We start from the raw sequence: 13,485 nt of genomic DNA on the forward strand, positions 1-13,485 counted from the left end.
CGGCGGCGCTGAGCCCTGGCCACGAGCGACGGCTGGCGCTAGCGCGCCAGCATCACCACGGTGCCGTCACGGCAGGCGATCGCCATCCGCTCCTCGCCGGCAGGAACGACGGCGACCGGGGCGGAGCAGACGCGCTCGGCTGCGATGGAGACGTTGCCGTCCGCCTCGACGACGCCGGCGCGCCCGCCCGCGCGCACGAAGCCGACGCGGCCGGTGCGATCGAGGAGGATCGGCGGGCTGGGCTTCGCGTCCCCCGCGCCGAAGAGGCCGGAGAGCCCGCCGTCGGCGGGCTGGGCGCCCGGAGGCCTGTCGATCGCGACCCGGAACGCCAGGTCGCCCGACGCGTTGATCCCGAGGAGCAGGCCGGTCGTCGACAGGACCACGGCCACGCCCCCGGCGCCGATGGCGGGCGGCCCGTCGAGCGCGCTGAAGGCCGCGCCGGCGCGGACCCCGGCGGTCCCGGTCGGCAGATCCAGCGCGACCAGGCGGCGGGCATCGACCACCGCGAGCAGCGTGCGGGCGTCGGCGAGGGCCGCGCCGCGGCGAGGCACGCCGCCGAGAGAGCCGAGCCGCCGCGGCGCGCCGGGCGGACGCCAGGTCAGCACCGCGCCCGACTCGGTGGTCACGAGCGTGCCTTCAGGGCCCGCGAGCAAGGCGCCCGTCGCGCGATCCGCGATCTCGGCGCGGGCGCGCACGGTCCCGTCCGCGGCGAGCTCGACAAGGGAGCGCCCCAGGGCCGCCACGAGCCCGCCGTCGTCGAGCGCGAGCGGCGCCACGTCGGCGTCGCGCCCGCGGAGACCGAGGGGGACGGCGAAGCGCACGCTCCCCGCAGGCGTGAGCCCGACGGCGACGCCGGACGAGGTGATCAGCGCGAGGGTGCCGTCGCTCGTGAGCACGGCAGGCGCGAGCGGCGCGCTGTCGCCGATGCGCACGCGCCAGCGCTCCCGGCCGTCCGCGCCGAGCTTGACGACCTCCGGGACCGTCAGCGTGAGGAGGAGATCGCCCGCGGCGTCCACGAGCGGCGCGGCGTCGATGCCGCCACGGAGCTGCCTTCGCCACGCCTCGCGCGCGGGGAAGGGCAGCCGCGCGGCGGAGCGGCCCGTGCGGCGCGCGTCGAGCCGCTCGCTGGGCGCGAAGCCGCGGGGCGCGCCGACCACGATCGTGTGCGGCCGGCTCGTGTCGACGGCGTCGGCGAAGGCGAGCGGCGCCGCAGCGGAGAGCAGGAGCGCGGCCGCGGCGAGGCCCGCGGTCCGGGCGCGACGCGGCCTTCGCGGGCCGGGCGCCGTGGTGCGCGCGGCGCTCATCGGCCGCCCTTCACGGTGAACTCGACCTGCACCTCGGGGATCTCGGCGCCGCCCGGCGCGACGAACGGCGGCGAGATGCTGCCGTAGGCGGTGAGGATGTCCCCGCGCTGAGCGGGGTTGTCGGCGCCGTGGACGAGGCGGACCTTGCACGCCTCCGGAGCGCGCGGCGCGGCGCTCGCGCTCGCGGCGGCCGCGCCGCTCTCCTTCCCGCCCGCGCAGCCGGACGCGGGCGGGATGGAGAGCAGGATCAGCGTCGAGTATCCCTGCCGGCGCACCTCGACGACCTCGCCGGTCAGCGCGATCGGCTTGCCGACGTGGTCCTTCCCGCCGGCGGCGAGCTCGGCGTACCCGATCGGGCCGCGGCCGGCGAACTCCTTCGCGGCGGTGTCGAGCCGATCGACGCGGCGCACGGCGAGCTTCGCGATGCGCGGCGCCATCCCCTGCATCTTCGCGCGCACCTCGAACTGGGTCGCGCCCACGGACGAGACGTTCATCACGTGCGCGAAGGTGCCGTCGGGGCGAACCGCGATCGGGTGCGCGCCGGCGAAGATCTGCGCGCCGCGGGCCGTGCGCCCGGCGAGCACGAAGCTCTCCTTGTCGATGACCACGCTCGGGCCGGGCGCCTCGATGGTGAGCGGGACGATGCCGACCGCGACGCTCACCATGCCCTGCTCGCGCGGGCCGTCGGGCGGCGTGACCGTGTACGGCACCTGCCGGCTCAGCGTCTTCGTCTCGTCCGAGGGGCCCTCGACTGCGTCGGTGACGTCGATCGACTCGATGGCCCGGCCGCTCGTGAGCGCGACCTCCTTGCCGTCGAGGATCACCTGCGTGCCCTTGCTCGCCTCGACCACGACCTGGATCGAGGGGCGCTCCCCTTGCAGCGTGCCGAGGTCGGGCCGGATCCGGTAGGCGACGTGGATGGAGACGCCGACCGTCTCGTCGCGCCCGCTGCCGGGGCGGTCGATGGCGACCTTCATCCGGTTCTCGCCGACGGAGAGCGGGCTCGCGAGCGGGATCTGCGCGACGCGGCCGGCCGTGGTCGCGCGCCCCTCGCCGATGGAGACCGCCGTGCCGTCAGGACAGCTGTCGCACCGGAGCTCGATCACCTCGCGGCCCCCGGCGTCGGCGCGGGCGCGCGCGGTCACCGGGGGCGCGCTCGGCCAGAGGAGCGCGAACAGGACCGCGCCGAGCGCGAGCACGCCGCCCGCGACGACGACGGCGACGGCCCGGCGCGACGTGCGCGGGCGCCGCTCGCCCTTCGGCGGCGGGAGCCGATGCTTCAGGCGATGAGGGCGCATGAGCGCCGGGTTCTGCAGCGGGGGGGCGCGGAAGCGCGCCGGCGCGATCGTGGCGCCGAGCTCTCCGGCCGGCTGGTAGCGCGAGTCGAGCTCGGGATCGGGCTCGGGATCGGCCGGGGCGCCGGGCGCGAGCGGCGCGATGCCGGGCCGGGCGACGCCGACCAGCGTCCGGGACACGGCGGGCAGCGGCACCGGACCGCGCGCCGCCGCGAGGCCCGGGGCGATCGGGACGGTGTGGTCGAGGCGCAGATCGCCCGGCGCCGCGTAGAGCGGCGCGGCCGGCGCTGCGTGGAGCGGTGAGGCCGGCGCTGCGTGGAGCGGTGAGGCCGGCGCTGCGTGGAGCGGTAAGGCCGCCGCTGCATGGAGCGGCGCGGCCGGCGCTGCGGGCACGTCGAGGCGCGCTCCCGGGGCCACTGCCGCCGGGGTCCCGACGACGAGCGTGCCCCCGGACAGGCGCGGATCGGCCTGCGCCGGCGCAGGCGCCGACGCCGCGCCGAAGATCGCGGCGGGCATGCCGACGATCGTGCGCGAGGCGGCGGCCGGCGCGCCAGCCATCGGCGGCAACGCGGCCTGGCCGGGGCCTGCGCCGCCCGGAGCGGACGGCGTCTGCCGGAGCAGGTCGGGGAGCGTGACGCCGACCATGGTGCGGGCCGCGGGCTTCATGCCGTAATAGCCGGCCGCTCCGCCCGGCGGCGCGAGCGCGGCGCCGCAGTGCGGGCACGCGATCGAGCCCTCGGGTACGGGTCTCCCGCAGTGCGGGCAGTGCATGGCGCCATGGTAGCGAGGAACCGCGGCGCGGTCAGGCTCCGGGCGCAACGGCGGGCGTGCGGCGCCTCGCCGGCGGCCAGAAATGCCGTCAAAAAGCGCGCGAGCACGCCCCGCGCGGCGCCGGAGCGGGCGCACAGCGCAACAGTTGGCCCTGACGCGGCAGGTGGGCTAACGCGGACGTATGCTCGCGAAGCGCATCATCCCGTGCCTCGACGTCAAGGACGGCCGCGTCGTGAAGGGCGTCCGCTTTGTCGGGCTGCGGGACGCCGGCGATCCCGTCGAGGCCGCCCGCCGTTACGACGCGGAGGGAGCGGACGAGATCACGTTCCTCGACATCACCGCGTCGCACGAGAAGCGCGGCATCATCCTCGACGTCGTGGCGCGCACGGCGGAGGTGCTGTTCACGCCGCTGACGGTCGGAGGCGGCGTCAAGTCCGAGCAGGACATCGAGGCGCTCCTCGACGCGGGGGCGGACAAGGTCGCGATCAACACGGCCGCCGTCAACGATCCCGACCTCGTGCGGCGCGCCGCGGACCGCTGGGGTGCGCAGGCGATCGTCGTGGCGATCGACGCGCGCCGGATCGCGGATCCCTCGCGCGTGGCCTGGACGGTGGTGACCCACGGCGGCCGGCGGGACACGGGGCGCGACGCGGTCGCGTGGGCCGAGGAGATCGCGCGGGCGGGCGCGGGCGAGCTGCTCGTCACGAGCATGGACCGCGACGGGACGCGGGACGGCTACGACCTCCTGCTCACCGCCGCCATCGCGCGGGCCGTGCCGGTCCCGGTGATCGCGTCGGGCGGCGTCGGGACGCTGGATCACCTGCGCGCCGGCCTCGTCGAGGGCGGCGCCGACGCCGCGCTCGCCGCGTCGATCTTCCACGACGCCGAGTACACGATCGGCGAAGCGAAGGCGTACCTCGAGGCGGCGGGGGTGCCGGTCAGGCCGGCGCGCGCGGGCGGGCCGGGCGACGCGGCGGGCCGGGGGCGCTCGTGAGCGCTTGCGTCACGCTGGAGGAGGTCGTCGCGGCGGCGCAGGCGCGGAGCGCCTCGCTGGTGCCGGAGACCTCGGGTTACCTCGCGCTCGCCGTGAGCGACGCGACCTCGCGCCTGCCCCTCAGGCTCGACGATCGCGCGGTGCTGCTCACGACCGAGGGCACCGTCACGGTGCGCACGCGCGGCGAGGCGGTGGCGCCGGCCGAGGCGGCGAGGCTGCTGCGCGACCTGCTCGCCAGGCTCCTCGCCGCGTCCGCCGGCAGCATGCCCAACCTCACGGCGACGGCGCGCCCGCGCCCCGCGCACGAGCAGGACCCGGAGGCGGTCGCGCGGGAGCTCGAGGCCGCGCTGATCCCGGTGAACCGCAACGCCGCCCGGCGGGCGCTGGCGCGGCTCGCCCGTGAGACGCTGCGCGCCAAGGAGGCCGGCCGGCTGAGGCGCCCGCGCCCGGAGGTCCAGGCGAAGCCTGCCGCGCCGGAAGCGGAGGAGATGCAGCCGCCGCCGCAAGCGGAGCACGCGCGGCGCGACGCGACCGCTGCTGCCCCGCGCAGCGACGCCCCCGCTGCCCCGCGCAGCGGCGCCCCCGCTGCGCCGCTGCAGCATCCCATCGTGGAGCTCACCCTCAGCCCCGGACCGATCGCGCCCGTCATCGTGGAGCTCACCCTCAGCCCCGGGCTGGTCGCGTGCGCGACCTCCGGGGCAGCGCTCCCGGCGCCTGCGAGCGCAGGCGATGGTGCCGCGGCGGTGGCAGTCGAGCCGTGTCCCGACGTCGCGACGGCGCCTGCGCGCGCCAGCCAGCAGGCCGAGGCGCCCGAGCGCGCATCGCACGCCAGCGAGCACGTCGAGGCGCTGCCGGAGCCGACCCCGACCATCGTGCAGGCGGTGGTGGAGCTCGATGTCGCCCCAGCGCCGGCCGAGATCCCGATCATCCCGGAGCTCGTCGAGCCAGCTCGGTCGATCGCGCCCGTGGCGCCGATCGCGCGCGCGGCCGTGGAGATCGCGCCTGAAGGAGCGCGGCCCGTGCCAGCGCCATCGCTCGTCGCCTGCGGTCCCTCCGCTTGCAGCGAAGCGCTCACGAGCCCCGAGGGGCTCGAGGTGCTCCTCGTCGACTTCTCCCCTGGCCCTGCTGCCGTCGCGCTGTCTTCCCGGGAACCGACGCCGACCGCGTCGATCCTCGTCGAGTTCTCCCCCGAGCCTGCCGACGTCGTCCCGCTTTCGCAGGAGCCGACTCCGACCGTGGCCACGGCCGTCTGGGAGGAGAGGGAGGCGGCCGGCGAGGCCGTGCTCTCCCGCGTGGCGGAGGCGCCGGCCGGCGCGACCGACGTCCCGGAGCCCATCGAGACGTCGCGCGCGCCCGCGATCCATTTCATGGCGCCGGACGCGGCGCTCCAGGTCACGCCGGCCTATGGCGCCTGGCCGCTCGTCCGCCGGGCGGACCTCGCCGTGCCTGCGGGTCCTCGAGCGGCCGTCGCGCCGTTCGAGGAGACGCCCGCAGCGCGGCACACGCTGCCCTGGCCCGTTCCGGCGCGTTGCGACGACGACGCTCCGGCTGCGCCGATCCCGACGGCTCTGGCCGCGCCGGTCGAAGCCTTGCTGACGACGGACGCCGACGGTCCGGAAACCGCGCACGCCGGCACGCCAGCCGAGGACGAAGCACCCGAGCAGCCGCCCGCCGTTCTGGCTCCCGAGGAACTGCCCGCCGACGCAGCAGCACCCGAGGAACCGCCCGCCGTTCTGGCTCCCGAGGAACTGCCCGCCGACGCAACAGCATCCGAGGAACCACCCGCCGTTCTGGCGCCCGAGGAACTGTCCGCGGACGCAGCACCCGAGGAATCCCCTGCTGCTCTGGCTCCAGAGCAGCCCCCGACGGACACGGCGCCCGCGGACGCAGCATCCGAAGAGACGCCTGCGGATGCAGCATCCGAAGAGCCGCCCGCTGCCCTGGCTCCAGAGAAAACGCTCGCGGACGCAGCACCCGAAGAGACGCCTGCGGATGCAGCATCCGAAGAGCCGCCCGCTGCGCTGGCTTCAGAGCAAACGCCCGCGGACGCGGCGCCCGCCGACACAGCACCCGAAGAGCCGCCCGCAGACCCAGCACCGACGGAGACGCCGTGCCCGGCGGAGCTCGGCCCCATCGATGCGATCGTGTGGAACGCCTCGCGGCGATCCCGGAGCGCGCGCCCTCCCGTGGAGGGCGTCGACGCAGGCGCCTCGCGGGTCTACGAGCTCGTCGCGCGCTTCGTTGCGCAGTCCGAACAGAGCACGCAGCGCCGCGCGGCGCGCAGCATGAAGGTGCTCGCCGGCCTCGACCTCACCCGGACGCCGCCCCCGGTCGCTGCTGTCTCCGCGACGTCAGCGCTCGCGGTCGCCGGCGCGCGCCCGCCGCTCGCCGGGGCGCAGCGCCCCGTCGCACCCGAGCTCGCCCCCCCCGAATCTGCTCATGTCGTCCCAACGGACGCCGGCAGCAGGCCGCCTGTCCCGCTGGTGGCCCCGCGCCGAAGGGGTCTCTCCTTGTGGCTTGCGCTCCTCGCGCTCGCCCTGCTCTGCGCCGGGCTCGCAGGAACGCTACGGCCGGACGTCTTCGCCTCGCTGACGGAGCCGCTCGCGCGCGGAGCGCTCTAGAGCGGCGGTCTCCCGCACAGGAGACGGGCCCAGATCGGCGTTTTCGGCGCGCAAGCGCACTCCGGTGCGCTGAGCACCGAAAACGCCGAGGTGGGCCCGTATCCGAAGCGGGTGACCGTCGCTCCCCTCGCGATTGACGTTGCCCCGGGGGAGCGACGACACTCGTCGCCATGCAAGAGCAGAGCATGGCGATCGTGAAGTCGCTCGTGAGCGTTGCGTGGGCGGACGGCGAGTTCCACGAGGCCGAGCGCGAGATGGTGGAGGGGCTGATCGCGGCGTTCGAGGCGAACGAGGACCAGGCGAAGGAAATCCGCGCCTATGCCTCCCAGCGAAGGACCCTGGACGACGTGCCGGTCGGCCAGCTCGGCGGCGACGACCGCCGCGCGCTGCTGCAGCACGCCGTGCTGCTCACGTTCGTCGACGGCGAGCAGCACGACGCGGAGAAGCAGTACATCGCCGCGCTGACCAAGAAGCTCGAGCTCCCCGATCCGGAGTCCGCGGAGATCATCCAGGCGGCCGAGGTCCGCGCCCGACGCCTCCTGACCTTGCTCTGACGCAGCCTGAGCGGCGCGCGCTGCGGGCCTCGCCGTTACCGATCCGCCGTTCCCGGAACAGGCCGGCCGCCAGGCCGAGGGCGCTTCTCCGCTCGTTCTGGAAAGCCCCGGAGCCTGGCATCCACACTCCCCCTTCCACGCAATGTTGCCGCGCCGTCGCCCACACGTCGCCCCATCAGCGCATCTTCCCGCCGCTCGGACCGCCCCGGAACGTTCGTCGTCGAGGAGTGCTCATGAATTACGACATCGGCATGATCTGCCCAGCCTGCGGCTGCGTCACCATCTTCCAGGCCGGCACCACCACCCCGCGGCGATGCGCGCGCTGCCACGACATGGACGTGGAGACGCCGCTCCCGCCGCCGTCGTACGAACGCCCGACACACCCCGCCGGGCGCAGCCGAAGGCCCGACGTCGCGCAGCTCGACTGGATGGAATGATCAGACCTGCGCGCCGAGCTGCCGAAGGAGCTCCCGCACGACCCCGCGAGCGCAGTGCTCCCGGTAGCCCCTCGTCGAGCGCACGTCGTCGATGGGCGAGATGTCCTGCGCCACCGCGGCGTCGACCTCCGCCCCGGTGAGCTCGGCGAGCGGACGGGACACGCAGAGCGCGCGCACGCTCGGCAGGAGCGCCGTCGTCGGCGCGACCGACGCCATCCCCAGCCCGAGCCGCGCGGCGCGCCCGGACCGCACCTCGGCCACGCCCGCGAGCGCGACCTTCGAGATCGCCTGCGCCCGTCGCGCGCCGATCTTCCGCCAGTACCAGGGCGACCCAGGCGCCGGCAGCGCGATCTCCACGGCGACGATCACCTCGTCCGGCGCGCGCGACGTGCGCTTGTAGCCCGTCTGCAGGGCGCTCATCGGGATGCGCCGCTCCCCGCGGACGCTCTGCACCACGACGGTCGCGTCGTAGGCGGCGAGCGCGGCGACGCCATCGGCGGCCGGCGAGGCCGTGGCCAGGTTGCCGCCGAGCGTGCCGCGCGCCTGGATCTGCACCGCACCCACGTCGCGGCTCATCCGCGCGAGGAGCGGCGCCCGCGCGGCGATCGCGTCGCTCCGGAGCATCTCCAGGTAGGTCGTCGCGGCCCCCACCCGGAGCGTGTCGCCGGAGAGCGAGATGCCTCGCAGATCCGAGAGCCGGGACACGTCGACGACGAGCGGCGGCGCCGCCGGGCCTCCTGCTGCGACCTCGAGCGGAGGCCTGAGCTCCTGCTCGACGACCCAGTCGGTGCCGCCGGCCAGGAGCGTGACCGGCGCGCCGAGCGCGGCCCGCTCCGCCATGATCTCGCACAGCGGACCGAGCCCGGCGACGTGCCGCATCTCGAACAGGCGTAGATCCGCGAGGCTCACGGCGCCGCCCCTCCCCCGCCGCGGCGCAGCGCGGCGGCGGCGCGGACGCTCTCGACGATCCGCTGGTACCCGGTGCAGCGGCACAGGTTGCCGGCGAGCGCCTCGCGCACCTCGAGCTCCGACGGATCCGGGCTCCGCGCGAGCAGCGCCTCCGCCGAGAGGAGCATGCCCGGCGTGCAGATCCCGCACTGCGCGCCCCCCTCCTCGACGAAGCAGCGCTGCAGCGGCGACAGGTGTCCGGCGCAGGCGAGGCCCTCGACCGTCGTCACGCGCCGCCCCTCGCACTGCCCGATCGCGACGAGGCACGCGTTTACGGGGTCGCCGTCGAGCAGCACCGTGCACGCGCCGCACTCGCCCTCCGCGCACCCCTCCTTCGTGCCCGTGAGCCCGAGCGGCCCCCTGAGCGCGTCGAGCAGCCGCGAGAGCGGCGGCAGATCGACCTCGCGCGGCGAGCCGTTGACGACGAGCGATACCTTCATAGACGCTCCCCTCTCCCCGCCGACCACGCCGCCTCGAGCAGGCGCTCCGGCGTGAGTGGCAACGCGCGCGCGGCGATCCCCGTCGCGTGCTCGATCGCCGCGGCCACCGCGGGTGCGCCGCCATCCATCGGCATCTCGCCGATGCCCTTGGCCCCGCCGCCCGGACCGAACGGGAACGGCTCCTCGACCAGCACGACATGGAACGGCGGCGCGTCGAGCGACGTCGGGATGATGTAGTTGGTCATCCGCGGGTTCTTGATCCTGCCGCCCTGCCAGACGATCTCCTCGGAGAGCGCCCAGCCGATCGCCTGCAGGCTGCCTCCCTCGATCTGTCCCTTGCACATCACCGGGTGGATCGCCTTGCCCACGTCGGTGGCCGACCAGAAGTCGACCACCGTCACCTCGAAGGTGTCGAGGTCCACCTCGACCTCGACAACGTCGCACGCCCAGCCGAAGCACGGGTACGCGTCTCCCTTGTACGCCTCGTCGTCCCAGCGCACGTAATCCGGCGGCTCGTACTGCTTGAGCGACGTCACCTGGCCCTCGCGGGCCAGCAGCCGGTCGGCCGCCTCCTCGAAGCTCAGCGCCGGCGGCCCCGCCGCGGCGCCCCCGTCGCCCTCTCCGGCGCCCGGCTCCTGCCCCGCCTGCTCCGCGCGCACGCGGCTCGCCAGCTCCCGCGCTGCGGCCTCGACGATCGAGCCGACGACCATCACCGTGCGCGACGCCACGGTGGGGCCCGAGTCGGGCACCGTCGTCGTGCACGGCACCGCGAACTCGACCCGATCGAGCGGCAGCCCCGCCGCGTCCGCGGCGATCTGCCGGAACACCGTCTCCGTCCCCTGGCCGATGTCCGTCGACGCCGTGCGGATGCGGAGCCGCCCGCCGGGCGCGAGATCCAGCGCGACCTTTCCCTTGTAGTAGCGCTCTCCCGACCCGGTGAAGCCCGCGCCGTGCATGAACACCGAGAGCCCGATCCCGCGCGCAACGCGCCCGCGGACGACCGGCCCGGCCGCGCGCTTCTGCCGGTAACCGCTCGCCGCGATCGCCCGCGTGATGCACTCCTCGCCCGCGACGCTCACGCGGAGCACCTGCCCCGTCGCGGTCGAGTCGCCGGGGCGCAGCACGTTCTTCGCCTTCAGATCGAGCGGATCGCAGCCGAGCTCCCGCGCGACGCGGTCGAGGTGCCGCTCGATCGCCCAGATCGTCTGCGGCGCGCCGAAGCCGCGGAAGGCGCCGTTCGGGGGCGTGTTCGTGGCCACGGCGGCCGCCTCGATCCACACGTCGTCCCAGCGGTAGGCGCCCGCGGCGTGGAGGGCGCCGCGCGACAGGACCACCTGCGTCAGCGTCGCGTACGCCCCGCCATCCATGAGGATCCGGATCTTCAGCGCGCGCAGCGCGCCGTCGCGATCGCAGCCGCTCGTGATCTCGCAGGACGCCGGGTGGCGCTTCGTCGTCGCCTCGATGTCCTCCGTCCGGTCGTAGATCATGCGCACCGGGCGGCCGCTCTTCCTCGCGAGCAGCGCCGCGTGGAGCGCGATGATCGACGGGTACTCCTCCTTGCCCCCGAATCCGCCCCCCGTCACCGACTGGGTGATGTGGATCCGATCGGGAGGGAGTCCGAACGCCTTCAGGAACGCCTTGTGGACGTAGAACGGGCACTGGATCGAGCCCGTCGCGTGCGCGCCTGCCTCGTCCCACCAGGCGATGACCCCCTGCGGCTCGATGTAGAGCTGCTCCTGGTGGTGCGAGGCGTACGTGCCGGTGACGACCACCTCGCAGCGCGCGAGCGCCGCGTCGATCGCGGCCTCGCTCGCCTCGCCGCGCTCCCGCGCGGCGTCGGCGCACCCGTGCGTGATGAGGTACCGCTTGATGACGTTGTCGGCGCCCCAGATGATCTCCCCGCCATCGAGCGCGGCGCGCGCGTCGAGCACCGGCGGCAGCGGATCGATGTCGAGCGCGACGGCCTGGACCGCCCGCGCGAGCTTCAGCCGGTCCGCGCAGCCGAGCAGGACGATCGGCTCGTAGGCGTGGTTCACCTTTCCGGTCGCGAGGATCGGCTGATCGTCCAGGATCAGCGCGACCACGTTGACCGGGACATCCTCGGCGAGCACGACGGTCACGTCGCTCCAGTCGAACGCGGGGTCGAGCCGCACCCCGCGCAGGATCCCGCGGGGCACGGGGCTCCGCACGGTGCGCCCGAAGATCTCCCCCGGCATCGCCGGGATGTCGTCGACGTAGCGCGACGCCCCCGTGACCTTGGGAGGGCCGTCCGTTCGGGGCACGCTGCGCCCCACGGTGCTCGCTGACGCTGGAGGGCTCGTCGCCATTCGTATGCTCCTCCTCACCGACGATAGCCCGGTCCCCCGGGAGGCGTCGACCCGAGCGCGCCGCGCGCGTGCGACCCGCGCAGGTGGACGATCGCCGGCCGCCTTCAGGCGAGAAAACGTGGCGGGCCTCCGAGCACGCGGATCACGTCGACCGGCACATTCAGGTCGTGCAGCACCCCTGGATCGTCCACCTCCTCGTCGACGCACCTGTCGCCGAGCGCCCTCAGGTGATCCCGGAGCGGCGGTGGATCGGCCTCCAGGTAACGCTGGAGCGCCTCGGTGCGCAGCACGACCGGGTGCCCGCCGCGGCCGAGGTGCCGCGGCCGCACCGCGAGCGGCGGCGTCGTCGAGGAGGCGCCCGCCTCGAGACGGGCGAGCAGCCGCGCCACCGTCGCGGCGCGCGCGGGGGGCACGTCGACCGGCGTCACGATGACGGCGTCGGCGTCGCCGATGCGCGGCGCGGCGACGGCCAGCGAGCCGGCCGGCCCGAGATCGTCCGGCGCGGACCACGAGACGAGGTCGATGCCCGGCTGCACATGGGCCAGCAGCGCGTGAAAGACCGAGCTGCGCACCACCACGAGCACCTGCGCGCTCTCGGCCGAGAGGCGAGCCTCCGCATGCGCGATCGCCAGCGGCCGCTCGGCCCCCCCCTTCGTCGATGACGGCCAGGCCAGGAGCGCCTTCGGCCCCCCGAGCCGCTTGCCCGCTCCCGCGGCGAGCACGATCGTGGTCACACGGTTCATCGAGCCTGCTCCTCTCCGGCGGGCGTGGGTCCGCCCGGTGACCATCGAGCGCGCTGCCGCCCCGCGCGCCACGCGACGAGCTCCGCGGCCACGGCGACGCCGATCTCGGCCGGCGTGCGCGCCCCGATATCGAGGCCGACCGGCATCCTGACCCGCGCGACGTCGCCCTCCGGCACCCCCTTCGCCTCGAGCCGCGCGCGGGTGCGCGCGGCCTTCGCGCGGCTCCCGACGCCGCCCACGTACCCGAAGCCGCGGGCGAGCGCCCACGCGAGCGCCTCCTGATCGAGGGCGTGGTCGTGCGTCATCACGAGCGCCGCCGCTTCGCCGAGCTCCCTCGGCAGGCCCGTCAACACCTCCGGGTCGTCGTGCTCGGCGAGGACGAGCCGCACCTGCTCCGCGAGCGCGGCGGGCAGGGGCCCCTGCCGCGCGCCGTCGTGCAAGAGCGGCACGCCGGCGAGCGGAGCGGCCGGCAACACGCGGGCGGGGTCGACCGCGGCGACGCGCGCGTCGCAGAGGGTGACCCGGAAGCCCAGCGACGCGAGGAGCGGCGCGGCGAACGCGCCCACGTGCCCGGCGCCGATCACGAGGACGTGCATCGAGGGCAGCATCGGCTCGATGAGGACCTCGACCGAGCCGCCGCAGCACATGCCGAGGCTCGGGCCCAGGCGGAAGGTCTCGAGCTTCGGGGTGCTGGCGAGCTCGTCGAGCGCGCGCGCCATGATGCCGAGCGCCGCCCGCTCGATCGCGCCGCCGCCGATCGTGCCGAGCGCGGTGAGATCCTCGAACAGGCAGAGCTTCTGCCCCGGCGTCGACGGCGCCGAGCCGTGCCGCGCCACCACCGAGGCGAGCACCACCCGCCGCCCCGCCTCGAGCGCGCCGACGGCCGCCCGGAGCACATCGTGCGGGAGTGCCGTCCTCGGGATGACCTGGCTCGGATCCGGCATGATGAAACTCTAGCGACCCGGCGACCGAAAACGAGAGGGCCGGAGCCCCCGCGCCGAAAGAGCTTGCTGGGACGCCGCGCTTGTCGCGAAAGTCGGGCGCGCTCGGA

General features: G+C 75.3%; 11 protein-coding genes. 4 read left to right on the plus strand and 7 right to left on the minus strand.

Features of this window, described 5'->3' with window-relative positions; translation table 11 throughout:
• Positions 1–38: 38 nt before the first annotated feature.
• Positions 39–1,304, minus strand: coding sequence for a hypothetical protein (locus POL72_RS09935; RefSeq protein WP_272094812.1), 1,266 nt, complete (start codon positions 1,302–1,304; stop codon positions 39–41).
• Positions 1,301–3,370, minus strand: coding sequence for a zinc ribbon domain-containing protein (locus POL72_RS09940; protein WP_272094814.1), 2,070 nt, complete (start codon positions 3,368–3,370; stop codon positions 1,301–1,303). The genes POL72_RS09935 and POL72_RS09940 overlap by 4 nt, the downstream gene beginning before the upstream one ends.
• A 181-nt stretch (positions 3,371–3,551) precedes the next feature.
• Here POL72_RS09940 and hisF point away from each other — a divergent pair, with 181 nt between their 5' ends.
• The 4 genes from hisF (at position 3,552) to POL72_RS09960 (ending at position 7,976) form a co-directional block, all read left to right on the plus strand.
• Positions 3,552–4,364, plus strand: a complete 813-nt coding sequence (hisF, locus tag POL72_RS09945; RefSeq protein WP_272094815.1) for an imidazole glycerol phosphate synthase subunit HisF — start codon at positions 3,552–3,554, stop codon at positions 4,362–4,364.
• Complete coding sequence (locus POL72_RS09950; RefSeq protein WP_272094816.1) at positions 4,361–6,985, plus strand: hypothetical protein; 2,625 nt, start codon at positions 4,361–4,363, stop codon at positions 6,983–6,985. Before hisF ends, POL72_RS09950 begins: the two co-directional genes overlap by 4 nt.
• Before the next feature lie 170 nt (positions 6,986–7,155).
• Positions 7,156–7,539: a DUF533 domain-containing protein gene (locus POL72_RS09955; RefSeq protein WP_272094818.1), complete on the plus strand. Its 384-nt coding sequence runs from the start codon at positions 7,156–7,158 to the stop codon at positions 7,537–7,539.
• Between the two features lie 233 nt (positions 7,540–7,772).
• Complete coding sequence (locus POL72_RS09960; protein WP_272094819.1) at positions 7,773–7,976, plus strand: hypothetical protein; 204 nt, start codon at positions 7,773–7,775, stop codon at positions 7,974–7,976.
• Here the strand turns inward: POL72_RS09960 and POL72_RS09965 are convergent, their stop codons facing one another.
• The 5 genes from POL72_RS09965 to POL72_RS09985 form a co-directional block, all read right to left on the minus strand.
• Positions 7,977–8,885 (minus strand): FAD binding domain-containing protein, encoded by a 909-nt coding sequence (locus POL72_RS09965; RefSeq protein WP_272094820.1) that lies wholly within the window; start codon positions 8,883–8,885, stop codon positions 7,977–7,979. It abuts the gene before it with no gap.
• Positions 8,882–9,364, minus strand: a complete 483-nt coding sequence (locus POL72_RS09970; protein WP_272094821.1) for a (2Fe-2S)-binding protein — start codon at positions 9,362–9,364, stop codon at positions 8,882–8,884. The genes POL72_RS09965 and POL72_RS09970 overlap by 4 nt, the downstream gene beginning before the upstream one ends.
• The gene (locus POL72_RS09975; protein ID WP_272094822.1) at positions 9,361–11,691 is read right to left on the minus strand and encodes a xanthine dehydrogenase family protein molybdopterin-binding subunit; all 2,331 of its coding nucleotides are present in this window, start codon (positions 11,689–11,691) and stop codon (positions 9,361–9,363) included. The genes POL72_RS09970 and POL72_RS09975 overlap by 4 nt, the downstream gene beginning before the upstream one ends.
• A gap of 104 nt (positions 11,692–11,795) precedes the next feature.
• Entirely contained in the window at positions 11,796–12,434 is a 639-nt protein-coding gene (locus POL72_RS09980) for a nucleotidyltransferase family protein (RefSeq protein ID WP_272094823.1), read from the minus strand.
• On the minus strand, positions 12,431–13,378 hold the full coding sequence (locus tag POL72_RS09985) for an XdhC family protein (protein ID WP_272094824.1): 948 nt from the start codon (positions 13,376–13,378) through the stop codon (positions 12,431–12,433). Before POL72_RS09985 ends, POL72_RS09980 begins: the two co-directional genes overlap by 4 nt.
• Between the last annotated feature and the right edge of the window lie 107 nt (positions 13,379–13,485).

This window comes from Sorangium aterium, assembly GCF_028368935.1.
Lineage (GTDB): Bacteria > Myxococcota_A > Polyangia > Polyangiales > Polyangiaceae > Sorangium > Sorangium atrum.